This window comes from Priestia sp. 3CA3 (assembly GCF_056836725.1).
On record NZ_JBXENJ010000001.1, the window covers coordinates 230859 to 254047 of the forward strand.

At 39.0% G+C, this 23189-nt stretch carries 26 protein-coding genes and 2 other annotated features; of the genes, 23 read left to right on the forward strand and 3 right to left on the reverse strand.

What is annotated here, in order from left to right; all coding sequences use genetic code 11:
• Positions 1-8: 8 nt before the first annotated feature.
• Positions 9-206: a hypothetical protein gene (locus AC1VNJ_RS01120; RefSeq protein ID WP_013059354.1), complete on the reverse strand. Its 198-nt coding sequence runs from the start codon at positions 204-206 to the stop codon at positions 9-11.
• A gap of 230 nt (positions 207-436) precedes the next feature.
• Positions 437-681, forward strand: a binding site (T-box leader).
• Between the two features lie 82 nt (positions 682-763).
• Here AC1VNJ_RS01120 and AC1VNJ_RS01125 point away from each other — a divergent pair.
• The 23 genes from AC1VNJ_RS01125 (at position 764) to pheA (ending at position 21381) form a co-directional block, all read left to right on the forward strand.
• Entirely contained in the window at positions 764-3406 is a 2643-nt protein-coding gene (locus tag AC1VNJ_RS01125) for a valine--tRNA ligase (RefSeq protein WP_034265552.1), read from the forward strand.
• Positions 3407-3502: 96 nt separating this feature from the next.
• The gene (locus AC1VNJ_RS01130; protein ID WP_049166230.1) at positions 3503-4801 is read left to right on the forward strand and encodes a bifunctional folylpolyglutamate synthase/dihydrofolate synthase; all 1299 of its coding nucleotides are present in this window, start codon (positions 3503-3505) and stop codon (positions 4799-4801) included.
• 159 nt (positions 4802-4960) lie between these two features.
• Positions 4961-5518 (forward strand): DUF420 domain-containing protein, encoded by a 558-nt coding sequence (locus AC1VNJ_RS01135; protein WP_028411723.1) that lies wholly within the window; start codon positions 4961-4963, stop codon positions 5516-5518.
• Positions 5519-5703: 185 nt separating this feature from the next.
• Positions 5704-5898 (forward strand): ATP synthase subunit B family protein, encoded by a 195-nt coding sequence (locus tag AC1VNJ_RS01140; protein ID WP_033579647.1) that lies wholly within the window; start codon positions 5704-5706, stop codon positions 5896-5898.
• Positions 5895-6650: a prepilin peptidase gene (locus tag AC1VNJ_RS01145; protein WP_049166229.1), complete on the forward strand. Its 756-nt coding sequence runs from the start codon at positions 5895-5897 to the stop codon at positions 6648-6650. Before AC1VNJ_RS01140 ends, AC1VNJ_RS01145 begins: the two co-directional genes overlap by 4 nt.
• Before the next feature lie 118 nt (positions 6651-6768).
• Complete coding sequence (locus AC1VNJ_RS01150) at positions 6769-7851, forward strand: SPOR domain-containing protein (RefSeq protein WP_482640257.1); 1083 nt, start codon at positions 6769-6771, stop codon at positions 7849-7851.
• Positions 7852-7962: 111 nt separating this feature from the next.
• Positions 7963-8532 carry a Maf family protein gene (locus AC1VNJ_RS01155; RefSeq protein WP_033579650.1) on the forward strand — a complete coding sequence of 190 codons (570 nt, stop codon included), beginning with the start codon at positions 7963-7965 and terminating at the stop codon, positions 8530-8532.
• 15 nt (positions 8533-8547) lie between these two features.
• Complete coding sequence (radC, locus tag AC1VNJ_RS01160; protein WP_028411718.1) at positions 8548-9234, forward strand: RadC family protein; 687 nt, start codon at positions 8548-8550, stop codon at positions 9232-9234.
• Positions 9235-9463: 229 nt separating this feature from the next.
• Positions 9464-10489 carry a rod shape-determining protein gene (locus AC1VNJ_RS01165; protein WP_013059345.1) on the forward strand — a complete coding sequence of 342 codons (1026 nt, stop codon included), beginning with the start codon at positions 9464-9466 and terminating at the stop codon, positions 10487-10489.
• Between the two features lie 19 nt (positions 10490-10508).
• Positions 10509-11390 (forward strand): rod shape-determining protein MreC, encoded by an 882-nt coding sequence (gene mreC, locus AC1VNJ_RS01170; protein WP_013059344.1) that lies wholly within the window; start codon positions 10509-10511, stop codon positions 11388-11390.
• Positions 11390-11908, forward strand: coding sequence for a rod shape-determining protein MreD (gene mreD, locus AC1VNJ_RS01175; protein WP_014458115.1), 519 nt, complete (start codon positions 11390-11392; stop codon positions 11906-11908). Before mreC ends, mreD begins: the two co-directional genes overlap by 1 nt.
• 116 nt (positions 11909-12024) lie before the next feature.
• Positions 12025-12708, forward strand: coding sequence for a septum site-determining protein MinC (minC, locus tag AC1VNJ_RS01180; protein ID WP_028411717.1), 684 nt, complete (start codon positions 12025-12027; stop codon positions 12706-12708).
• Positions 12709-12710: 2 nt separating this feature from the next.
• On the forward strand, positions 12711-13511 hold the full coding sequence (gene minD, locus AC1VNJ_RS01185) for a septum site-determining protein MinD (RefSeq protein WP_013059341.1): 801 nt from the start codon (positions 12711-12713) through the stop codon (positions 13509-13511).
• 120 nt (positions 13512-13631) lie between these two features.
• Complete coding sequence (locus tag AC1VNJ_RS01190) at positions 13632-14414, forward strand: M23 family metallopeptidase (protein ID WP_028411716.1); 783 nt, start codon at positions 13632-13634, stop codon at positions 14412-14414.
• A complete protein-coding gene (locus tag AC1VNJ_RS01195; protein WP_033579652.1) occupies positions 14407-15273 on the forward strand; it encodes a M50 family metallopeptidase in 867 nt (288 codons plus the stop codon). Before AC1VNJ_RS01190 ends, AC1VNJ_RS01195 begins: the two co-directional genes overlap by 8 nt.
• An 83-nt stretch (positions 15274-15356) precedes the next feature.
• Positions 15357-16826 (forward strand): Rne/Rng family ribonuclease, encoded by a 1470-nt coding sequence (locus AC1VNJ_RS01200; protein WP_049166226.1) that lies wholly within the window; start codon positions 15357-15359, stop codon positions 16824-16826.
• Between the two features lie 78 nt (positions 16827-16904).
• Positions 16905-16976, forward strand: a sequence feature (ribosomal protein L21 leader region).
• 14 nt (positions 16977-16990) lie between these two features.
• Complete coding sequence (gene rplU, locus AC1VNJ_RS01205) at positions 16991-17299, forward strand: 50S ribosomal protein L21 (RefSeq protein WP_013059337.1); 309 nt, start codon at positions 16991-16993, stop codon at positions 17297-17299.
• A gap of 9 nt (positions 17300-17308) precedes the next feature.
• Positions 17309-17641: a ribosomal-processing cysteine protease Prp gene (locus AC1VNJ_RS01210; protein ID WP_013059336.1), complete on the forward strand. Its 333-nt coding sequence runs from the start codon at positions 17309-17311 to the stop codon at positions 17639-17641.
• 16 nt (positions 17642-17657) lie between these two features.
• Positions 17658-17951, forward strand: coding sequence for a 50S ribosomal protein L27 (gene rpmA / locus AC1VNJ_RS01215; RefSeq protein WP_013059335.1), 294 nt, complete (start codon positions 17658-17660; stop codon positions 17949-17951).
• A 171-nt stretch (positions 17952-18122) separates the two neighbouring features.
• Positions 18123-18659 (forward strand): Spo0B C-terminal domain-containing protein, encoded by a 537-nt coding sequence (locus AC1VNJ_RS01220; RefSeq protein ID WP_013085118.1) that lies wholly within the window; start codon positions 18123-18125, stop codon positions 18657-18659.
• Positions 18660-18710: 51 nt separating this feature from the next.
• Positions 18711-19997, forward strand: a complete 1287-nt coding sequence (gene obgE, locus AC1VNJ_RS01225; RefSeq protein ID WP_034265523.1) for a GTPase ObgE — start codon at positions 18711-18713, stop codon at positions 19995-19997.
• A gap of 33 nt (positions 19998-20030) precedes the next feature.
• The gene (locus tag AC1VNJ_RS01230; RefSeq protein ID WP_028411711.1) at positions 20031-20480 is read left to right on the forward strand and encodes an ACT domain-containing protein; all 450 of its coding nucleotides are present in this window, start codon (positions 20031-20033) and stop codon (positions 20478-20480) included.
• 28 nt (positions 20481-20508) lie between these two features.
• Positions 20509-21381 (forward strand): prephenate dehydratase, encoded by an 873-nt coding sequence (pheA, locus tag AC1VNJ_RS01235; RefSeq protein ID WP_028411710.1) that lies wholly within the window; start codon positions 20509-20511, stop codon positions 21379-21381.
• A gap of 29 nt (positions 21382-21410) precedes the next feature.
• Here the strand turns inward: pheA and AC1VNJ_RS01240 are convergent, their stop codons facing one another.
• Entirely contained in the window at positions 21411-21956 is a 546-nt protein-coding gene (locus AC1VNJ_RS01240) for a transcription repressor NadR (protein ID WP_028411709.1), read from the reverse strand.
• A gap of 15 nt (positions 21957-21971) precedes the next feature.
• Complete coding sequence (locus AC1VNJ_RS01245; RefSeq protein ID WP_482640258.1) at positions 21972-23108, reverse strand: IscS subfamily cysteine desulfurase; 1137 nt, start codon at positions 23106-23108, stop codon at positions 21972-21974.
• Between the last annotated feature and the right edge of the window lie 81 nt (positions 23109-23189).

The window sequence follows — 23189 nt, forward strand, 5'->3', positions numbered from 1 at the left end:
TTGGGTTTTTAAATCCAGTCCGAATATAAAGCAACCGCTAGTATGGCAAGAAGTGCCAACAACAGTACATCAAAGGTTGTGGGGAAGAATAGTGTACGTATACCTTGAAAAATTGTTAAAGGAACAATAAACTGTCCACAAGCCGCTCCTGCTGTTTTGAGCCACCGCTGCAGCTGATACGAATTTACATTTATTCGTTTCTTCATTTGTACATGCCCCTTTCAATCCACGTGCCCAGGTTAAAGTAAGTATATGAAAAAAGAAAGAAATGGTGCCATTTTTTTGAGCGGACTTTTCATTTTATTTCCAAAATTAGCGAGTGAATGAAAAAATAAAGAGCAGAACAAAAAAATTATGAATATAATCATAAAAAAATGGAGAAGATTATTGACGATTCAACATTTTTTCATATAGTATAATTAAGAGAAATTCATACATAAATACAGTGAATAGGAAGAGTACGGGATGTTCGTCTTTCAGAGAGAGAAATCAGCTGCTGTGAGATTTCTTAAGAATGTGCACTCGGAATGTCGCCTATGAGTAGCTTTTTTGAACAGCTGCATAGCTCAGTAGAAAAAGCCGGTTAATCAACCGTTATGAAATGAAGTGTATAGGCTTATCAAACGGGATACGTCTATAAAAAAAGGTGGTACCGCGAAATCAACTCCTTTCGTCCTTTTATTAGGAAAGGAGTTTTTTTATGTTTATAAAAGCTTTACACAGTTTCTAAAGACTGAAACTTTATATTATGGAGGTATACATTATGTCTGAAAAAGAAGTGACTCTTCCAACGAAGTATGATCCAAAAGCCGTTGAAGAAAATCGTTATCAGTATTGGTTAGACGGGAAGTTTTTTGAAGCAACAAATGACCCTGAAAAAGAGCCATATACAATTGTAATTCCACCCCCAAACGTAACGGGCAAGCTGCATTTAGGCCACGCTTGGGATACAACGTTACAAGACATCTTAACGCGTATGAAGCGCATGCAAGGCTATGACGTTTTATGGCTTCCTGGCATGGACCATGCGGGGATTGCAACGCAGGCAAAAGTAGAAGAAAAGCTTCGCAGCGAAGGGAAAAGCCGCTACGATCTAGGCCGCGAAAATTTTGTAGCCGAAACGTGGAAATGGAAAGAAGAATATGCAAGCTTTATTCGCCAGCAGTGGTCGAAGCTAGGACTTGGCTTAGACTATTCACGCGAGCGCTTCACGCTTGATGAAGGCCTTTCTAAAGCAGTGCGCGAAGTATTCGTAACGCTTTACAAAAAAGGGTTAATCTATCGCGGAGAATATATTATTAACTGGGATCCAGCTACAAAAACAGCTCTTTCAGACATCGAGGTTATTTACAAAGATGTACAAGGTGCGTTTTATCATATGCGCTATCCGTTGGCAGATGGTTCTGGACATATTGAAATCGCAACAACTCGTCCTGAAACAATGCTAGGAGATACGGCTGTAGCTGTTCACCCTGAAGATGATCGCTATAAGCACTTAATCGGCAAAAAGGTTGTCCTTCCGATTGTAGGTCGTGAAATTCCAATCGTAGGCGATGATTATGTAGATATGGAATTTGGTTCTGGTGCGGTAAAAATTACGCCTGCTCATGACCCGAACGATTTTGAAATTGGAAACCGTCATAATTTAGAGCGTATTTTAGTGATGAATCAAGATGGCACGATGAATGACAAAGCAGGTAAATATGAAGGAATGGATCGTTTTGCTTGCCGTAAGCAAATTGTTAAAGACCTTCAAGAAGACGGCGTATTGTTCAACATTGAAGACCACATGCATTCAGTAGGTCACAGTGAACGAAGCGGTGCCGTTGTTGAACCTTATTTATCAACTCAGTGGTTTGTAAAAATGCAGCCGTTAGCAGATAAAGCAGTAGATCTTCAAAAACAAGAAGAAAAAGTAAACTTTGTGCCTGATCGTTTTGAAAAGACATACTTACACTGGATGGAAAATATTCGCGACTGGTGTATTTCGCGTCAGCTTTGGTGGGGACATCGCATTCCAGCTTGGTATCATAAAGAAACTGGAGAAGTATACGTAGATCATGAGGCTCCAGCAGATATCGAAAACTGGGAACAGGATTCAGATGTATTAGACACATGGTTCAGTTCAGCGCTATGGCCGTTCTCAACAATGGGCTGGCCGGATGTGGATGCAGCTGATTTCAAACGCTACTACCCAACAAATGTGCTTGTAACGGGCTACGACATTATTTTCTTCTGGGTATCTCGTATGATTTTCCAAGGTCTTGAATTTACGGGTAAACGTCCGTTTGACGATGTACTTATTCACGGTCTTGTACGAGATGCTGAAGGTCGTAAGATGAGTAAATCACTTGGTAACGGCGTAGATCCAATGGAAGTAATCGAGAAATACGGTGCAGATTCTCTTCGCTATTTCTTATCTACAGGAAGCTCACCGGGACAAGATTTACGCTTCAGCTTTGAAAAAGTCGAAGCGACGTGGAACTTTGCAAATAAAATTTGGAATGCTTCTCGTTTTGCATTAATGAACATGGACGGCATCACATTTGAAGAGCTTGATTTATCAGGCGAAAAGTCAGTTGCGGATAAATGGATTTTAACGCGCTTAAATGAAACGATTGAGCACGTAACAAAATTAGCTGACAAATATGAATTTGGTGAAGTTGGACGCATTCTTTATAACTTTATTTGGGATGACTTCTGCGATTGGTACATTGAAATGGCTAAACTTCCTCTTTACGGAGAAGATGAAGCAGCTAAAAAGACCACTCGCTCAATTTTAGCTTATGTACTTGATAACACAATGCGACTTTTACATCCATTCATGCCGTTTATTACTGAAGAAATTTGGCAAAGCTTGCCGCATGAAGGTGAATCAATTACAGTAGCTAAATGGCCGGAAGTACGCGCTGAGCTTTCGGATAAAGAAGCTGCTAACGATATGCGTTTACTTGTAGATATTATCCGTGCTGTTCGTAACATTCGTGCTGAAGTGAACACGCCGATGAGCAAACAAGTAAAATTATTTATTAAAGCTAAAGATGAAAATATTCAAAGTCAGCTTGAAAAGAATCGTGCGTATGTAGAACGTTTCTGTAATCCAAGTGAGCTTGTGATTTCAACCGATGTTTCATTAGATGAAAAAGCGATGACTGCTGTTGTAACAGGCGCAGAATTAATTTTACCTCTTGAAGGTTTAATTAATATCGAAGAAGAAATCGCCCGTTTAGAAAAAGAATACGATAAGTTAAACAAAGAAGTAGAACGTGTACAAAAGAAATTAAACAACCAAGGCTTTATTGCAAAAGCGCCTGCTAAAGTAGTAGAAGAAGAGCGTGCAAAAGAGCAAGATTACGTTGAAAAACGTGAAGCTGTGCAGTCTCGTATTGCTGAATTACGCGGATAATCAATGGGTTAATAAACTAACAGAAAAAGCGTGGCTTGTATAGCGACGCTTTTTCTTTACATAATAATAGCGATGGAAAAGAAAGGTGAATAAAAGATGATAACGACATATGAAGAAGCGCTTGATTGGATTCATAACAGACTTCGCTTTGGAATCAAGCCGGGGTTAGAACGAATGGAATGGATGCTAGAGCAGCTTGATTTTCCGCAGCAAAATATAAATGCTATTCACGTTGCTGGGACGAATGGTAAAGGTTCTACTGTTTCGTATTTGCGAAATATGTTAGAAGAAGCAGGGTATAAAGTTGGAACGTTTACTTCCCCTTATATCGAAACATTTAATGAGCGGATTAGCGTGAATGGACAGCCTATTTCAAATGAAGCAATGACCGCTCTTGTTCAGGAAGTAAAGCCTGTAGTGGAGCGACTAGAACATACGGACTTAGGGTCAGCAACGGAATTTGAAGTGATTACAATCATGGCTTTTCTTTATTTCGGCTATCATGATTCAGTTGACTATGTTGTGTTTGAAACAGGTCTTGGGGGACGATATGATTCAACAAACGTTGTGAATCCTATGGTGAGTATTATTACAAACATTGGATTTGATCACATGGCGATACTAGGTGATACGGTAGAAGAAATTGCAGCAGAAAAAGCGGGGATTATTAAAAAAGAAGTCCCTATTATTACTGGTGCAGAGCAAGTAAAGGCGCTTGACGTCATTACAGAAGAGGCAAATTTGAAGCAGGCTTCGTTATTTGTGTTAGGAAAAGAATTTAAAATTGAAAACTATGAGCCCTTAGCAAATGGAGAAGGCTTTACGTTAAAAACGCCGTATGGTACATTTGAACACTTGCAATTAAATATGCTTGGCTATCATCAAGTTAAAAATGCAGCTTTGGCTGTGATGGCCGTTTGTTATTTAAAAGAAAAGAAAAAGCTTTCTATCTTCAATGAGCAAATGATAAAAGGGATTCAGCATACAAAGTGGAACGGCCGCTTTGAGATAGTAAATGAGCATCCTTTAACGATTATTGACGGGGCTCATAATGCAGAAGGCATTGATAGCTTGTTATCTACTTTACGCCTTCATTATGAAGATCGAAACATTCATTTAATCTTCAGCTGCTTAAATGATAAAAGCGCTGATCGAATGGTCCAAGAACTTGAAACAATCGCTGCAAGTATTACATTTACGTCGTTTGACTTTCCTCGTGCTCGCGCAGCTGGGGAGCTTTATGAGATGAGTACTCATCGTAATAAGCATATGGACGAGGAGTGGAAAAAAGCAATTGCTTACGTAAAGGAAAAGGCGACAGGTGAACAAGACATGGTCGTGATTACAGGGTCTCTGTATTTTATATCAGAAGTGCGAGCCTTTCTTCTCAAATGAGCAGCAGAAGCAGCAAGTGAAATCTTGCTGCTTTTAACATAATGTATGAAAGGGATACAAATAATAAGGAAGCACTAAGTTCAAAGTATTGTCACTTTCACCCCCTAGGTAAGTGATATATAATAAACATGTACATCACTAAATAAGGAGATTGTTAACATGAGTAAGAATAATGAAAAAATTGTACCGAAAAGTAATAAAAACTTTACCGGTATTATTCTTACCTTTTCAGTGATAGCGAATGTTATTATCTTACTGCTATTCTTTTCGAATATTGGCTATCAAGGAAAAGTAAGTTTTGATTTGACTATCTTTCCACGGTTAAATGCTATTTTGAATAGTTTTACGTTTATTTTTTTAGTTGCAGCGTTGATTTCAATCTTTAGAAAAAACATCAATGCTCATAGAGGGTTTATCTTAGCGGCATTCACTTCTACACTGCTCTTTTTAGTTTCATATTTAACGTTCCACTATATCTCAACGGAAACAGCTACGTTTGGTGGAGAAGGAATTGTTCGTCCCATTTACTTCTTTATTTTGATCACACACAGTTTCTTAGCAGCGATTATCGTTCCGCTGGCACTGTTTGCACTTGTGTGGGGCTGGACAATGCAAGTTGAAAAACATAAAAAAATTGTGCGATGGACAATGCCAATCTGGCTTTATGTAAGCCTTACAGGTGTAATTGTCTACTTATTTATGGCTCCTTACTATTAAAAAACGTCTGCTTTTGCAGACGTTTTTTTATGCTGTTTTTGTTTTTTAGTGGTATAATCCTTATTACCTATAAAAGGTGTGTTTTAAGGAAGGAGGCATACAGAATATGACTTTTATGGGTATTAAGATTCAGTTTATTAATGAAGGAGCTGTTTGATACTAATCAATAAAAGAGAGGTGTGGAAATGGATAAACTGTCAAAAGAGAATAAAGGACTTTCTCTCACGCAAGTGATCATACTGGTTATCGTAATAGGTCTTCTAGCAGCTTTTCTCATACCGTTTATTGGCAGCTATTTAAAAGGAAAAGATACATTGCCCCATTCAAAAGAAAATCTACAGTTAGTATTCTATACCCCTGAAATGGAAGGAGTCGTATGAGTATAATTTACCTTTATCTATTCGTTTCAGGTATCACTCTAGGTTCATTTTACAACGTAGCAGGCCTTAGAATTCCTCAGGGAAAATCTATTTTATCTCCAAGATCTCATTGTCCACACTGTTTATACGTTCTTTCTCCACAACAGTTAATCCCCGTAGTCTCCTACATTAAAAATGCAGGAAAATGTAGTATGTGTCGCAAAAAAATCTCCTTCATCTACCCGTTCGTAGAATTTTCGACAGGAAGTTTATTTGTATATGCTTTTTTAAAAGTTAATATGACGTTAGAACTGATTGTCATATTAACTTTTGTTTCTTTTTTAACAATTATCGTTGTCTCAGATATAGCCTATATGATTGTCCCAAATAAGGTGCTGCTTTTCTTTTTGCCTATCTTTCTTCTTGAGCGTCTTTTCATTCCATTAACTTCGTGGAGTGATTCTTTAATGGGAGGAGGAATCGCATTTTTTCTCCTCTTTCTAATCGCATTTCTCAGCAGAGGAGGCCTTGGAGAAGGAGATATTAAATTGTATGGTTTGATTGGTATTGTGCTTGGAGTAAAGCTTGTTTTGCTATCACTTTTTTTAGCTATATTAATAGGCGGAACCGTTAGTATAGGAGCATTATTAATGAAAAAGGCAAAGGTAGGTGTACCAATTCCTTTCGTTCCTTTTATTTTTATAGGGACAATCGCTGCTTATTTTCATGGAAACGAATTGATAGATTGGTATGTTAGCAACTATTTTTATTGAGCTTCAAGTCTTCGACAAAGTTAAAATTTCTGTAACTAAATAGCGAAAACCTTTTGTAACAAGACGACAAATGTCTTGTTATTTTTTTTTTCTTCTATGATAGCATGGAAAAAAGTGTATGTTTTATGTCGGTTTACCTCAGCTTACAACCGGTACTAAGACTACGTTAACTAAAGGCGGTGGGGCAGTGGACAAGCAGGAACGAAAAATTTCAATTAAAATCAATGGTCAATCTAAGGATGAGAAGGAAGAACAAGCGCCGGAAAAAGACGAATTTACGTGGGTTCTTCCGGAACCGGCATCCAAAGATTCTCATGTGGAAGAAAATAAAGTGGTGTTTATTGAAGATGTAAGAAATGAAAAGAAGAAAAAGCCGCGATTACACCCTAAAAATGTTTCGATTAAAACAGTAAACGGCGGTGTGATCAAACGAACGGCTGTGATTGTATTACTAGCAGTCGGAATAGGCAGCGGCATCGGTATGGTTGGTGTGAAAATGATGACAGGAAGCGAACAGCCTGTAGGAAAAGCACAAACAAGTGAGCGAGCGAAAGAAGAAAAAGCTGCTCAAACAGCGTCTGCCACTGAAAGTATTGGTAAAGCTGAAAAGAAAAGAGAACAGGAATCGAAGGATACGTCAGCTGCTGCTTCTACTTTAGACCCTTTTTCCTTTTACATTGTGCAAGCAGGTGCTTTTTCATCAAAAACTGCTGCAAATAAAGCAATGGATAAATGGAAAGAAGAGAACGAAGCAGGCGAGATTTTTTCACCTAAAACCTATTCTCTTGTCGTTGGTGCTGCCACTGGAGAAGAAAAAGCAAAGGCACTTAGTAAAACGTATAAACAACAAGGTAAAGATGTATATGTAAAGTCTTATGAAATTAAGCCCACTAGCGAATTAGGGAAAAAAGATCAAACGGTTATAACAACAGCGCAGCCGTTTATGGCTAATCTCTTAGATCAATCTGTTAAAGCGATTGAGGGAGAGCGGGTAGCCGATATCAAATCTTTGAAAAAAGAGCTGACAAAAGTTCAGAAAGAAGCGTCAAATGAAGACATTAAAACCATGGTGAGCACCCTTCAAAAGGCTGCTGCTTCTCTTTCTTCATATGAAGACAATAAAAGCAGTAAAGACGCTTGGCTTGCTCAGCGATATGTGTTAAAAGCTCTTCAGCAGTATGAAAGCCTTGTAACGTCTTAACAGGTGAGGTAGTGTAATGCTGCCTCACTTGTTTATTGTCATTTAGAGATGAAATTGCTAAAATAACGGTGTGTCCTTCTTTTTTAAAATCAAAATGCAAAGGTGAGATGTATGAAACAAACATTAATTTTAGCCTCAGGCTCTCCTCGTCGAAAAGAATTACTTCAGCAGCTTCACATTCCCTTTACCGTTCACGTTAGTACAATTGAAGAAATCGTCAATCCATCATACACTCCGTCCGAGGTAGTAATGGATTTAGCTAGGCAAAAAGCAGTGGACGTCGCTTCGCATTATAAAGAGGATATGGTCCTAGGCGCCGATACAGTTGTCGTATATGGCAATCGTATTTTAGGAAAGCCAAAAACGAAACAAGAAGCGATTGAAACACTTACGATGCTGTCAGGTCAAAAACATCAGGTGTTAACTGGAGTAGCGTTCGTATCAAATGCAAAAGTTCATACGTTTTATGAACAAACTGATGTAGAGTTTTGGCCGATTGAACAAGATGAAATCGTACAGTACGTAGAGTCAGGAGAGCCTATGGACAAGGCTGGTTCTTATGGAATTCAAGGTCTCGGTGCTGCGCTAGTTAAAAAAATTGAAGGAGACTATTTCTCCGTGGTGGGCTTGCCGCTCTCCCGAACAATACGTGAGCTAAAACAATACGGTTTCGTCTACTAAAAAGGAGTGACGAAATTGGATCAATCATTGCTAATTAAAGATTTTCCTCAAGATGAAAGACCTCGAGAGCGCCTTGTGGCAATGGGTGCTTCTAGTCTTTCTAACCACGAGCTTATTGCTATTTTGCTGCGCACCGGAACCAAAGATGAATCTGTTCTTCAGCTGTCCAATCGCATATTAACGCATTTTGAAGGTCTTCAACTTTTACAGCATGCATCGCTTGATGAAATGATGAATATTAAAGGTATCGGACCTGCAAAAGCGATTCAAATTATAGCGGCTATTGAAATAGGTAAGAGGATTGTACAGCGGAAATCTAGTGAGCGATATACCATTCATGGCCCTGAAGACGGAGCTAATTATGTGATGGAAGAAATGCGCGTGCTGTCCCAAGAGCATTTCGTCTGTTTATACCTCAACACGAAAAATCAAGTTCTCCACAAGCAAACCATTTTTATCGGAAGCCTCAATTCATCTATTGTCCATCCAAGAGAAGTATTTAAAGAAGCCTTTCGTCGTTCAGCTGCATCTCTTATTTGTATTCATAATCATCCCTCCGGCGACCCTACTCCCAGCAGAGAAGATATAGAGGTAACGAAACGCTTAAAAGAGTGCGGATTTATCATAGGAATTGAATTGTTAGATCATTTAATTATCGGAGATCGAAAATATATTAGTTTAAAAGAAAAAGGATACATGTAAGGCTATGCTTTTTAAAATCCTTGGGTTATAATAGTAGTCATGATTTTAAATGACAAGTTCTTTACAATCATTCGTTATTAATAGACAAAGTATGACTTTTTATCATACAATATTTGGCGTTGACATCTATGAAAAAAGTATAGAAAATAAAAAATGTTACTTATGAAATGAAGAAATTGAATTATGGAATTTTTACCTTTGCATTTTGGTAAGAGAAAGGAAGAGACACATGTTTGGAATCGGTACTAGAGACCTTGGAATAGATTTGGGTACTGCAAATACGCTCGTTTATGTAAAAGGAAAAGGAATTGTTGTGCGTGAGCCGTCTGTTGTGGCTTTGCAAACTGATACAAAACAAATCGTTGCGGTAGGTAACGATGCAAAAAATATGATTGGTCGTACACCTGGGAACGTAGTAGCCCTTCGTCCAATGAAAGATGGAGTTATTGCAGATTACGAAACAACTGCGACGATGATGAAATATTACATCAATCAAGCTCAAAAAACAAAAAGTTTGTTTGCGGGTAAGCCGTATGTAATGGTTTGTGTACCTTCTGGCATTACAGCTGTTGAGAAGCGTGCCGTTATTGATGCGACTCGTCAGGCTGGCGCGCGTGATGCGTATACAATTGAAGAACCGTTTGCTGCAGCAATTGGCGCCAATCTACCGGTTTGGGAGCCAACGGGAAGTATGGTAGTAGATATTGGTGGAGGAACAACAGAAGTTGCGATTATTTCTTTAGGCGGAATCGTAACATGTCAGTCAATCCGTATCGCTGGGGACGAGATGGATGAAGCGATTATTCAATATATTCGCAAGAATTACAATTTAATGATCGGTGAGCGTACGTCAGAAGCATTAAAAGTAGAAGTCGGCTCTGCCGGAATTCCAGAAGGTATTGAAAACATGGAAATTCGCGGACGTGACTTACTAACAGGTCTACCGAAAACAATCGAAATTTCAGCAGAAGAAATTGCAGAAGCGCTAAAAGATACAGTGGCTTCTATTGTCGATTCAGTAAAAAGTACATTAGAAAAAACACCACCTGAACTTGCGGCAGATATTATGGATCGCGGTATTGTATTAACAGGCGGTGGCGCATTGCTACGTAATTTAGATAAAGTTATTAGTGAAGAAACAAATATGCCGGTTGTCATCGCAGAAGATCCGCTTGACTGTGTTGCAATTGGAACTGGTAAAGCGTTAGAACACATTGATTTATTTAAAAATCGTACAAGCGATTCATATCGCTAAATATTAAGAGGTGTAGATCGTGCCACAATTTTTCTTAAATAAACGTTTAGTTATTTTATTGGTCAGTATTATTGTATTAGTGGCATTGATTGGTTTTTCGTTAAATGGTCGTAAAAATGTAACGTGGCCTGAGCAGTTTGTCAAAGATACGGTTGGTCTTGTTCAGGCTACCTTTAATGAACCCGCACAATTTGTAGCGGGTTTCTTTCAGAATGTAGGTGACTTAAAGCGTACATACGAAGAAAACGAGGTATTAAAAGCCCGTTTAGACGAACGCATGCAATTAGAAACGAAAGCCAACGCTTTGCAGCAAGAAAATAAAAAATTAAGAGCACAGCTCGACAAAAAAACGGATTTAAGTCAATACAATCCAATCGAAGCAACAGTTATTGCTCGTAATCCAGATCGTTGGCATGAGGTAATTGCCATTGATAAAGGGACGGTTCATAATGTACAGGAAAATATGGCTGTTATGACTCCTGAAGGGCTGATTGGTAAAGTGAAGCATGCATCTAAGTTCACATCTACTGTGCAGTTAATTAGTTCATCAGATCGTACAAACCGTGTATCTGCTAAAATTCAGGCTAAAAAAGAAGTGTTTGGTTTAATTGAAGGCTATGATGATAAAGAACAGGCGCTTGTTATGCGTCGTATTCCTTTTGATGCTGATATTAAAGAAAAGCAAAAAGTAGTAACGTCCGGTCTAGGACAAGAAGACGGCATTTTTCCTAGCAATCTTCCAATTGGCGTTATCACAAAAATTGAGCCTGATGAATATGGATTAACGAAAAAAGCTTATATCAAACCTGCTGCTGACTTGTATGACTTAGATAACGTAGTTGTAGCTAAAAGAAGTGCGCCCGCTGCTGAAGACGATTTAGGGGCGGAGGAGGCTAACTGATGAAGCGGTTTGTCCTTCCTATTCTCGTGCTTGTCGTTTTTATGTTTGAAAGTATCTTTGTTAATTTTGTCGCCATGGCATCACCATGGCGAGACTGGATTCTATCGCCTCACTTTGTTGTAGTGGTACTGGCTTTTATGGCAGTGTATTATCACCCAAAGCAAGCGATGCTATATGGGGTAATCCTTGGATTCATGTACGATATTGCCTTTACGGATGTCTTAGGAGTATACGCGCTTGGATTGCCGGCCGTATGCTATATCGTATCAAAACTAATGAAGATTTTTCAGCAAAATACGCTTATCGTAATCTGCATGTCGCTATTAGCTGTAGCCATTATTGAGTTTTATGTATATGGAATTAATAGCATTATTAATATATCCGATATGACCATTGGTCGCTTCTTGCAAGAGCGATTTTACGCAACCATCATTTTAAATGCCATATTTGCACTCATTTTTGCATTTCCGCTTCAAAGATGTTTTCAATATTTCGCTAAATTTATCGATGAACGCTGATCCGAAAATATATTACGCTTCTCGTTCGTGATGTGATAAAAATGCTGATTGAAGAAACGAAAAAAAGGAATTGAGTAAGTCTCTGTCGAAATTATATATTCGTTGAGGTGAGCGTCTTGAATAAACAAAAGCAACAAAATGTGACAATTAAAGGAACAAAAGATGGATTAACGTTGCATCTCAATGATACATGTTCATTTGCAGAGCTTTTGACGGAACTTAAGACGAAGCTTTTGACAAATAAGCATGGCGATGCCGATCAAATCGTCACAGTGTATGTCAAAATCGGAAATCGTTATTTAACTACAGAGCAGGAAACCGAATTGAAGGCGCTCATAGAAGAAAATCAGTATTTAGTAGTTAAACAAATTGATAGTAACGTTATTTTAAAGCAAGATGCAGTCCGAGTAAGAGAAGAAAGTGAATTAGTATCTGTTACAAAGGTAGTTCGTTCAGGACAGGTTCTCCATGTAGAAGGCGATTTGCTTCTAGTCGGAGACGTAAATCCCGGAGGAACCGTTGTAGCTGGAGGAAATTTATTTGTATTAGGTGCTTTAAAAGGGATTGCTCATGCAGGATATCGCGGCAATAAAAACGCCGTTATTGCTGCATCGTTAATGAAACCTTCACAGCTGCGCATTGCTGATATCATTACCCGATCAGAAGAAGAGCGCAGTGAGAAGGAAGAGAATATAATGGAATGTGCATACTTAGATGATAATGATCAAATGGTGATAGATCGCGTGCAAGCTTTACCGCATCTAAGACCGAATTTGACCAGGGTAGAAAGGAGAATTTGACAGTGGGAGAGGCTATTGTTGTTACGTCTGGTAAAGGTGGAGTTGGAAAAACAACGACATCAGCCAATTTAGGTACTGCTCTAGCATTAGCTGGAAAGCGCGTGTGTCTAGTAGACACTGATATCGGCTTACGCAACTTGGATGTTGTAATGGGGCTTGAAAATCGTATTATTTATGATCTTGTAGACGTGGTAGAAGGTCGATGCCAACCGCAAAAAGCCTTGATTAAGGACAAGCGTTTTGAATGTTTGTACTTACTTCCTGCTGCTCAAACGAGTGACAAAACAGCTGTTCAACCAGAACAAATGCGAGAGTTAGTTCTTCAGTTAAAGCAAGACTATGACTATGTGGTTATTGATTGCCCAGCTGGTATTGAACAAGGCTATAAGAATGCCGTAGCTGGCGCTGATAAGGCACTCGTTGTGACAACACCGGAAGTTTCAGCTGTTCGTGATGCTGACCGTATTATTGGATTATTGGAGCAAGAGGATATCGAATCTCCAAAACTGGTTATTAACCGAATCCGTAGTCATATGATGAAAAATGGAGACATGCTGGACGTGGAAGAAATTTCTCAGCTTCTGGCTGTTGATTTAATTGGAATCGTTGCTGACGATGAAAATGTTATTCGTGCTTCTAACAACGGTGAACCAATTGTCATGGATCCATCAAGCAAAGCATCAATTGCATATCGTAATATTGCAAGACGTATTCTAGGTGAAACGGTTCCTCTTCAATCGTTAGATGAAGAAGATAAGGGAATGTTTGCACGTATTAAACGATTCTTTGGTGTTCGTTCTTAAAAAGCTTCCGATAGAGGAAGCTTTTTTTATTTGTGTGATTTTGTAGAGTCAAGCTGTCATAAGCTCCACGGACAAGTCATATAGTTGATTATACGATAAGAACAAGGAGAATGATGAATCATGAATCGACGTGCTGATGAAATCCGTAAACGAATTGCTGAGCGCAAGCGAAAACAATTAAATACAACGAAGCGTCTTCCTCAAGAACCTCTTCATACGTCCTTAATGAGTGAAGAAGAAAAATATGGATCGATGGATTATTCTGCGGTTGAATACACACCATCAGCAAAGGAATATCACCCATTATTTCGAAAAGAACGCTTTTTATTTAAAATTTTAGCTTCGGCCTGCTTAGTGTTAATTGTAGGGATTATGTTCAAGAACGCTTCTCCTGCTTTTGAACAGGCCAGAGTGGTGGTTCAACAAACAATGGATAAAGAATTTCAGTTTGCAGCTGTTTCCTCTTGGTATGAAGATAAGTTTGGGAAGCCGTTAACGCTCCTGCCGAATAAGGAGTCTAGCAAAACGGAGCAAAGTGTAAGCGGAGAATACGCTACTCCAGCTTCAGGGAAAGTAACGGAAACATTTGCTCAAAGTAAGCAAGGGGTGACGGTTCAAACAGGAGTGGATTCTGTTGTAGAAGCAATGAGTGAAGGTATTGTAAGGTATGTAGGAAAACGTGATGATACTGGGAATACGGTTATTATTCAACATGCCGATGGAACTGAAACTTGGTATGGACAGCTCAAAAAAATCAATGTTAGCATGTATGATTTTGTGAATAAAGGCAAAGAAGTAGGAATTGTGGAAAACAGTAAAAAAGGCGATGCTGGAACGTTCTATTTTGCTATTAAAAAAGGCGATAAGTTTGTGGATCCTAGTCAGGTGATTCAATTTGAATAGTGCTTTTTCGTTATTGATGAAAATTCACATTCATCCATTGTTTTGGGGAATTTTCGTAATTGGTATCTTAACGGCTACGGTAAAGCAGCTTTTTTTGTTATTTATTATTGTAATTATTCATGAACTGGGCCACGCCGTAGCGGCTCAGTGTTTTTCTTGGCGAATTCGTAGAATTATGCTCTTACCTTTTGGAGGAGTAGCAGAAGTAGATGAACATGGTAATCGTCCATTTCGAGAAGAGTTTATTGTGACAATAAGTGGACCTCTTCAGCATCTTTGGATGTTTGGAGCTGCTTTCTTATTAATGAAAATAAATGTGTTGTCTTTGGAAACGTATGAGCAATTTATGTTTCAATGCACAGTAATTTTACTGTTTAACCTTTTGCCCATTTGGCCATTGGACGGAGGGAAGCTGCTTTTTTTAATGTGCAGTCGTTCTTTACCATTTTTAGAAGCGCATAAGCTTGCACTCCGGTTATCAACGTTTTTTTTAGCTATCGGTATTATCTACGCCGTCATTATGCATCCTTTTCAGCTGCACTTATGGATTGTTATTTCATTTTTAATTATATCCGGATATTTGGAATGGAAGAGCAGGCAATTTGTCTACATGCGCTTTTTGTTGGAGAGGTATCATGGAAAAGAGCATCCAATTGGAGCTTTAAAAACGCTAAGTGTATCAACCAGTGAGACGCTCCATCAAGTCCTGCAAAAATTCCAAAGAGGTTGTAAGCATATGATTATTGCTACATCTCAAACAGGCGAGCATGTACAAATTGATGAAAATGAACTTTTACACGCTTACTTTGTAGAAAAAAGAACAAATAGCCCACTAGATGAACTTGTAACAGTTTACTGATTTCTAGTAACATAGAATAAAATGAAAAAAGTTCGGTTGCACTGACCGAACTTTTTCCTATGAATTTAGATTAAAGTGAGGCAATGTATGTGAAGGCATGTATCATTAACGCGGCTACTTCTTCCAAACGTATAGCCGTGATAAACGATAAAACACTAGAAAAAATATATTTAGAAGAACAAAGCGAGAATCAAATTATTGGTGATATATATTGGGGTAAAGTCGTAAAAGTCCTGCCGAATATGCAAGCAGCCTTTATCGATATTGGTTTATCAATGAACGGATTTATTCATCGAAATGAACTTGTATCCTATCAGCAGTCAGATAATCCTCACAAGGATCAGCAGCCGATGTCTGCTTTTATTCGTGAAGGAGAAAAAGTATTGGTTCAAGTTGTAAAAGAAGGCATTGGAACAAAAGGGCCGAAGCTGACGGGTATTATTGAATTTTCTTCTGATGAGCTTGTATATTTACCGCACGGAAACTATGTCGCTGTATCCAAAAAAATAGATGAGCCAAAACGCCAACAGTGGAAACAGCTTGGCGAGCGGTTAAAACAGGGGATGGAAGGCTTTTTATTTCGAACAGCGATTGAGGAAAAATCAGAAGCTGCGGTCCAACACAAAATAAAAGAGCTACAGAAGAAATATGAGCGCCTTGAACGACAGACACAGGGAATGAAAGCTCCTGCCCTAGTCAGCAAAGGACAAGATTTTCTCGAAACAAGAGTGCAAGCTGCACTTCAACAAGGAATTGACGGGATAGTAGTAGATGACTTTGACCTATATCAGCATCTTCAAGCTGCCTACCCTAACTCGTCAATAGAGTACTATAAAGGAAATGAAAATATTTTCTCCTTTTATGATGTGGAACGGCAAATAGAGAAGCTTTTAAAGCGAATCGTGTGGCTCAAAAGTGGAGGTTATATCGTTATTGACGAAACGGAAGCGATGACGGTCGTAGACGTGAACACGGGGAAGTTTTCCGGAAAAGATAATATTCGAAAGACGATGCTTCAAACAAATATGGAAGCTGCGTATGAACTGTCCAAACAGATGCAATTACGTCACTTAGGCGGCATGATCTTAATTGATTTTATAAATATGTCTCATAAAGAAGATCGGACAGAAGTAGAAAGGTACATGAAAAAGCTATGTGAACAAGATGAAGTGCGGACGAATGTAGTTGGCTTTACAGAGCTCGGCATATTGCAATTAACGCGGAAGAAAGTGCGCAATAGCATTGGGTCAACATTAACTATGCCTTGTGAAGTATGTGAAGGAACCGGTAAAATGATTGATTCCAAAACGGTTGCTTTTCAAATTGAACGTGTAATTTGGGAACATCGCGGCGCGGAAGAAGAGGCTATTTGGATTGAGACGCGAAGTGATGTTATAAATGAAATGAAAGCTCAAGGGTTTCTCAAAGCTCTAGAGAAAATGGTTAAAAAAACCGTATATCTTACGCCAAGCGATGATTATACAAACGCATTTGTTTTGCGTCAATTGGGGTCGAAAGAGCAGATTCAAAAAAGGGTCTCTGCTTCTATATAAATTTTTAGAAGAAAACATGAATTCCAATTGACACTAACCTTTGATTTGTAGTAAGATTTAGTATGTTGGTTTGTAGCACCCGTGCTACAACCGCTCAGAACAGGTTTTAAGTTCACTTGAACACCTGTGATGGCGAGTCTTAGTTTTTAGAGGAGGTGCAGAGAATGTACGCAATTATTGAAACTGGTGGTAAGCAAATTAAAGTAGAGGCTGGTCAAGCAATCTACGTTGAAAAACTTGCTGGTGAACAAGGCGAAACAGTTACTTTTGACAAAGTATTATTTGTAGGTGGCGACAGCGTGAAAGTTGGTGTTCCTTTCGTAGAAGGTGCAACAGTTACGGCTAAAGTTGAAAAACAAGGTCGCGCTAAAAAGATCACTGTATTTAAATACAAAGCAAAGAAAAACTATCGTCGTAAGCAAGGTCACCGTCAACCTTACACAAAAGTTGTAATCGACGCTATCAACGCGTAATTATAACAAATGATTAAGGTGACGATTTCTCGTGATGCAAATAAGAAAGTTGACGGGTTTACGATGAGTGGACATGCTGACTTTTCCGAACACGGAAAAGATCTTGTTTGTGCGGGAGCATCTGCAGTTTCATTTGGAACAATTAATGCTATCTTTTCAATAAGTGGGGTTGAACCGCACTTAGAGCAAGGTGGAGATGGTGGCTATCTCCGTTGTGAGATTCCGAAAGATGTGGATTCGTTCACATTGGAACAGATTCAATTGCTATTAGAAGGTATGGTTGTTTCACTGAAAACGATCGAATTAGATTACAGTAATTATATAAAAATTAACGACAACTAAACAGGAGGTGGATGTCATGTTAGTAAGATTAGACCTTCAATTCTTCGCTTCTAAAAAAGGAGTAGGTAGTACTAAAAACGGTCGTGATTCAATCTCGAAACGTCTTGGTGCTAAACGTGCTGATGGCCAATTCGTATCTGGTGGTTCAATTTTATACCGTCAACGCGGTACTAAAATTTACCCAGGTGCAAACGTAGGTCGTGGTGGAGATGATACTTTATTCGCTCAAATCGACGGTATCGTTAAATTTGAACGTTTCGGTCGTGACCGTAAAAAAGTATCTGTATACCCTGTTGCTCAAGAAGCATAAGATACAAAAAGAAAACTCTAACCCAAGTAGGTTAGAGTTTTCTTTTTGTAGAATATTTCACCTATTACCCATTGGAATTTGTTATAATCGAACATATCTAAGAAGATTGATACGAGATGTTTGTCAGCGTTGTGAAATACTTATGCTCGAGTCAAAGTTAGGAGTGCTAAGATGGAAAAAGAATGGGATGTCGTAGAGGTATTAAGATACGCGCGGCATGATTGGTTAAATAAGCTGCAATTAATCAAAGGCAATCTAGCGTTGAATCGGCTTGATCGAGCGAATGAAATCATTGAAGAAATTGTAAATGAATCCAAACATGAATCCAAGTTAACAAACATCAATATGCGACTGTTTGCGGGCTTTGTTATGACCTATCATTGGAATAACCATGCTGTTCGCTTAGATGTGGAAGTGCTTGGAGAATTGAAGGATTTATCACAATACGATGAGTTCGTATACAACTGGTGTTGCTATTTGACAGAAGCACTCGAAAAATATGTTGATTATCATGCAGAAAACTATTTGAGTATTTCAGTATGCATTGAAGAACAGGGAATTCGTTTCTTTTTTGACTTTAGTGGAATACTAACAGATATACAGAAGCTACAAAACAAGCTACAATGTTATGAGTGCGCTCAAGGAGTTGCATTAGTTGAACAGCATATGTCTGAAGATGAATTTAGCCTTATGCTCACAATAAGTTAAAAGCGCTTTTGCTATGGCAAGAGCTAAGATATAGAACGGAGTGAAAAAGAAATGTTTGTAGATCAGGTCAAGGTATATGTAAAAGGTGGCGACGGAGGAAATGGAATGGTTGCCTTCCGTCGCGAAAAGTACGTACCAAAAGGAGGTCCTGCAGGTGGTGACGGTGGTCACGGTGCAGATGTCATTTTTGAAGTAGAAGAAGGATTACGTACGCTGATGGATTTCCGCTATAAGCGTCACTTTAAAGCAAGCCGTGGTGAACATGGAATGTCAAAAGGACAGCACGGACGTAACGCTGAGCCGATGATTGTAAAAGTTCCACCAGGTACCGTTGTGTTGGATGAAGATACGAACGAAACGATTGCTGATTTAGTTGAGCACGGCCAGCGCGCAGTGATTGCTAAAGGTGGACGCGGAGGGCGTGGGAATACGCGTTTTGCTACACCTGCAAATCCAGCACCGGAGCTTTCAGAAAATGGAGAGCCAGGTAAAGAGAGAAATGTCATTCTTGAATTAAAAGTATTAGCCGATGTAGGATTAGTTGGTTTCCCAAGTGTTGGAAAGTCAACGTTATTATCCGTAACGTCTGCTGCAAAGCCAAAAATTGCTGAATATCATTTTACAACAATTAATCCGAATTTGGGAGTAGTTGAGACAGAAGATAGTCGCAGTTTTGTGATGGCAGATTTACCAGGGCTAATCGAAGGTGCACATGAAGGTGTAGGATTAGGTCATCAGTTTTTACGTCACATTGAACGTACCCGCGTGATTGTCCATGTAATCGATATGTCAGGTTTAGAAGGCCGTGATCCATATGAAGATTACTTAACTATTAATGAAGAGCTGCGTCAGTATAATATGCGTTTAACGGAACGTCCGCAAGTAGTGGTAGCAAATAAAATGGATATCCCGCAAGCCGAAGAGAATTTAGCTGCATTCAAAGAAAAAGTAGGGGACGAAGTGAAAATCTTTCCAATTTCTGCGGCAACGCGTGATGGAATCCGCGAACTGTTATTTACAGTAGCTGATCTTGTAGAAACGACGCCGGAATTCCCAATGCAAGAAGAGGAAGATCTATCTATGCACCGCGTACTGTACAAGCATGAAAAGAAAGAAGTGGAATTTGTTATTACGCGTGATAGCGATGGCTCATACGTATTAAGCGGTGAAAAAATCGAAAAATTATTCAAGATGACTGACTTCTCACGTGAAGAATCAGTTCGTCGATTCGCGCGCCAGCTTCGAGGCATGGGCGTCGATGAAGCCCTTCGTGAACGAGGAGCAAAAGATGGCGACATTGTAAAGCTGTTTGAATATGAATTTGAATTTATCGACTAATTGTTGTTCATAGGATAAGGGGAGGGGCTTTACTTGCATAAGAGCGATAAGCAGTTTTATTTAGTTCGCGAAGATGTATTACCAGAAGCGATGAAAAAAACATTGGATGCGAAGCTGTTAATTGAACGGGGAAAAGCTGAGTCGGTAGCAGATGCTGTACAAGCCGTAGACTTGAGTCGCAGTGCTTTTTATAAGTACCGCGACACGGTCTTTCCGTTTCAGACGGTTGTCAAACAGCGCATTATTTCACTGTTTTTTCATATTGAAGATCGATCAGGAACTTTATCACATTTATTGAGCACCGTTGCATCATCGGGATGCAATGTTCTAACAATTCACCAAACCATCCCTTTACAAGGGCGTGCCAACGTAACTCTTTCATTAGATACAGCAAGTATGAGTGTTGAGTTAAATGAAATGCTGCGAAGACTGAAAAGCTTAGAGTTTGTAGATAAAGTGGACGTGCTTGGTTCAGGGGCATAATGGTAAACAGATATAGATAAGGAGAGGCATGATTGTGGGGAAAGTAGGATATTTAGGACCAAAGGCAACATTTACACATGTGGCCGTCCAAGGCGTATTTAAACAGCACGACCATATTCCATACAAAACAATTCCAGCATGCATTGATGCAGTGGATAAAGGAGAAATTGAGTATGGAATTGTACCGTTAGAAAATGCACTTGAAGGATCTGTAAATTTAACACTTGATTATCTCATTCATGAACGTCGTCTGCCGATTGTTGGAGAAATTGTGCTTCCAATTCGTCAGCATTTAATGGTTCATCCATCTCATGCAGAACAGTGGAAAAACATTGAAACGATTTATTCTCATCCTCATGCAATTGCGCAGTGTCATAAATTTTTACACGGAGAATGTACGTCAACTGCAGTAGAAGAGATGACATCAACGGCGTTTGCTGCTAAATATGTAAGCGAACACCCTGAGCTTAATATTGGAGCTATTGCGAATGGATTAGCAGCCCGTGAATATGGATTACATATTGCTTGCCCGAACATTCATGATTATGATCATAATACAACAAGATTTGTTATTTTGCATAAAGATGGAGGGCAAGAGGTGCCATTTTTAGCTGGAAACGGGTGCAAGACAACGTTAATGATTACACTTCCATCTGATCAGGCAGGAGCGCTTCATCAAGTGCTTTCAGCTTTCTCTTGGCGTAAGCTAAATCTGTCTAAAATTGAATCCCGTCCCATGAAAACAGGGCTTGGAAACTATTTCTTTATCGTTGATATTGAACAAAAAATGGATGAAGTATTAATCCCTGGGGCTATGGCTGAACTTGAGGCACTAGGCTGTAGCGTAGAGCTGTTAGGAAGCTATCCTCATACACTACTTGAAACAGAAATCCCGCTTTAAAGCGGGATTTTTTTTGTTATAACACCTTTTTACTCATTCGAAACTAAATAACCTTCCGCTTCAAGAGCTAAGCAGGCAGCATTCAGTTTTTCAATTGTATCTGCTTCAATCGTATGAAGGTGAATCCCCTCTGTTAACTGAGATAAATAAGTTGCGTTTGTTTCTTGAATTTTTTTTATGAACGTTTCTACTTCTTTTCGGGTTTGAATCATAACGGAAGCCGTTAATTCACCATACACAGGGTGTTCAACGGTTACATTTTTTACGAGAACGCCGTGGTCAACAAGCAGGAGAAGCTCCTTTTCAGCATCTTCTGGCGTATGCTGACAGGCAATAATTCGCTGATGCACGGTAGTTTGAGATGGATTTTGAATATAAATATATCCTTGGCTTGTTGCGATAATGGGCTCATTTTTAGCTTTAAGCAGCGAAATATCTTGTACAATGACTTGGCGGCTAACGTTTGTTCTTTTCGAAAGCTCACTGCCCGTCATTGGTTTATTCTCTGTTTGTAACCATTGTAGAATAAGTTCTCTTCTTTCTTCTCCAAGAATTTTTTTTTGAGTTCCTGGCACCTTTAATCCCTCCTTTTACACTGTCATAAATTCTTGCTGTAATAAATGAAAAACGGATATGAGTCGATCAATATGCTTAAACGTTGAATGTTGACTAAATGAAAGACGTACAAAGTTCTTAGCATTCGCAGTCGATTTGCCAATCGCAAGTAAAGAAGCTAATGGTTCCTGCTGATTTACATGGCAGGCACTTCCCGTAGATATAGCAATTCCGTGACGATTACATTGTAACATAACATATTGACCCTGTATGTTTGAAAATGTCAGTCCAATAATTCCAGGAAAATGAGAGTTCCCAAGGCCTTCTACCTCTATAAAAGGAGCAAGAGATTCTAGTTTTTCCAGTAAGTACGATTTTAAGCGCTCATAATGGCTTTGAGCGGTCTTCATTTCTGCATATGCGCATTCAGCTGCTGCAGTAAAGGCAGTAATGCCTGTGGTATTTACAGTCCCAGGGCGAAAGCCTTTTTCATGAGTTGCTTTATGGTAAATAGGCTTCCAAGAAGAACTTGAATTCATGTATACCATTCCTACACCTTTTGGTCCGTAAATTTTATGACTAGAAACTGAGATGCTATCAGCTTTCAGCTTTTTAACATCAATAGGAAGCTTACCGAAAGATTGAACACAATCACAGTGAAAGAGAATTTCTTTTTTAGATAAAAAATGGCCAATATCCTCAACTGGCTGAATTGTACCGAGCTCATGATTGATATGCTGAATGGCTACTAGCACAGTGTCAGGTCGAATCGTCTTCTTTAAGTCGTCTACAGACACAACGCCGTTTTGATCTACAGGTACGTAAGATAAGGAAAAGCCTTCTTTTTCAAGCTGCTGCAACGTATGAAGAACTGAAGAATGTTCAAGCTTCGTTGTAACCAAATGTTTTCGTTTGCTAGTGTTTCCTTTTAAAAGAGAGTGAATAGCTAAGTAATTAGCTTCTGTTCCCCCGCTTGTAAAAAAAAGATCATCCTCTCGGCAATTTACTAACAGGCTTAATTTTTTTCTGCATAGTGTAAGCAGATTCTCTGCTTGTGTTCCAAGTGTGTGAAGACTGCTGGAATTTCCATAATAGCTCGTTGCCGCTTCAGTATATACCTCAATTGCTTCTTGTCTCATTGGCGTTGTTGCTGCATAGTCCAGATAAATCATTTTCTCCCCCCGATAAAAAAACTTCTTGTCTTTCATTTAATAATATGTAAATATAGGTGTCAAGACACATGTAAATAAAGA

What these genes read in the sequence shown, in the direction of transcription:
- AC1VNJ_RS01200 (WP_049166226.1), top strand. Translation starts at nt 15,357, where the DNA reads ATGTATGTGAAGGCATGTATCATTAACGCGGCTACTTCTTCCAAACGT.
- AC1VNJ_RS01150 (WP_482640257.1), top strand. Translation starts at nt 6,769, where the DNA reads ATGTTTTATGTCGGTTTACCTCAGCTTACAACCGGTACTAAGACTACG.
- pheA (WP_028411710.1), top strand. Translation starts at nt 20,509, where the DNA reads ATGATTGTGGGGAAAGTAGGATATTTAGGACCAAAGGCAACATTTACA.
- AC1VNJ_RS01190 (WP_028411716.1), top strand. Translation starts at nt 13,632, where the DNA reads ATGAATCGACGTGCTGATGAAATCCGTAAACGAATTGCTGAGCGCAAG.
- AC1VNJ_RS01245 (WP_482640258.1), bottom strand. Translation starts at nt 23,108, where the DNA reads ATGATTTATCTGGACTATGCAGCAACAACGCCAATGAGACAAGAAGCA.
- AC1VNJ_RS01220 (WP_013085118.1), top strand. Translation starts at nt 18,123, where the DNA reads ATGGAAAAAGAATGGGATGTCGTAGAGGTATTAAGATACGCGCGGCAT.
- obgE (WP_034265523.1), top strand. Translation starts at nt 18,711, where the DNA reads ATGTTTGTAGATCAGGTCAAGGTATATGTAAAAGGTGGCGACGGAGGA.
- AC1VNJ_RS01165 (WP_013059345.1), top strand. Translation starts at nt 9,464, where the DNA reads ATGTTTGGAATCGGTACTAGAGACCTTGGAATAGATTTGGGTACTGCA.
- mreD (WP_014458115.1), top strand. Translation starts at nt 11,390, where the DNA reads ATGAAGCGGTTTGTCCTTCCTATTCTCGTGCTTGTCGTTTTTATGTTT.
- AC1VNJ_RS01130 (WP_049166230.1), top strand. Translation starts at nt 3,503, where the DNA reads ATGATAACGACATATGAAGAAGCGCTTGATTGGATTCATAACAGACTT.
- AC1VNJ_RS01125 (WP_034265552.1), top strand. Translation starts at nt 764, where the DNA reads ATGTCTGAAAAAGAAGTGACTCTTCCAACGAAGTATGATCCAAAAGCC.
- rpmA (WP_013059335.1), top strand. Translation starts at nt 17,658, where the DNA reads ATGTTAGTAAGATTAGACCTTCAATTCTTCGCTTCTAAAAAAGGAGTA.
- AC1VNJ_RS01140 (WP_033579647.1), top strand. Translation starts at nt 5,704, where the DNA reads ATGGATAAACTGTCAAAAGAGAATAAAGGACTTTCTCTCACGCAAGTG.
- rplU (WP_013059337.1), top strand. Translation starts at nt 16,991, where the DNA reads ATGTACGCAATTATTGAAACTGGTGGTAAGCAAATTAAAGTAGAGGCT.
- AC1VNJ_RS01210 (WP_013059336.1), top strand. Translation starts at nt 17,309, where the DNA reads ATGATTAAGGTGACGATTTCTCGTGATGCAAATAAGAAAGTTGACGGG.
- AC1VNJ_RS01135 (WP_028411723.1), top strand. Translation starts at nt 4,961, where the DNA reads ATGAGTAAGAATAATGAAAAAATTGTACCGAAAAGTAATAAAAACTTT.
- AC1VNJ_RS01155 (WP_033579650.1), top strand. Translation starts at nt 7,963, where the DNA reads ATGAAACAAACATTAATTTTAGCCTCAGGCTCTCCTCGTCGAAAAGAA.
- AC1VNJ_RS01145 (WP_049166229.1), top strand. Translation starts at nt 5,895, where the DNA reads ATGAGTATAATTTACCTTTATCTATTCGTTTCAGGTATCACTCTAGGT.
- AC1VNJ_RS01120 (WP_013059354.1), bottom strand. Translation starts at nt 206, where the DNA reads ATGAAGAAACGAATAAATGTAAATTCGTATCAGCTGCAGCGGTGGCTC.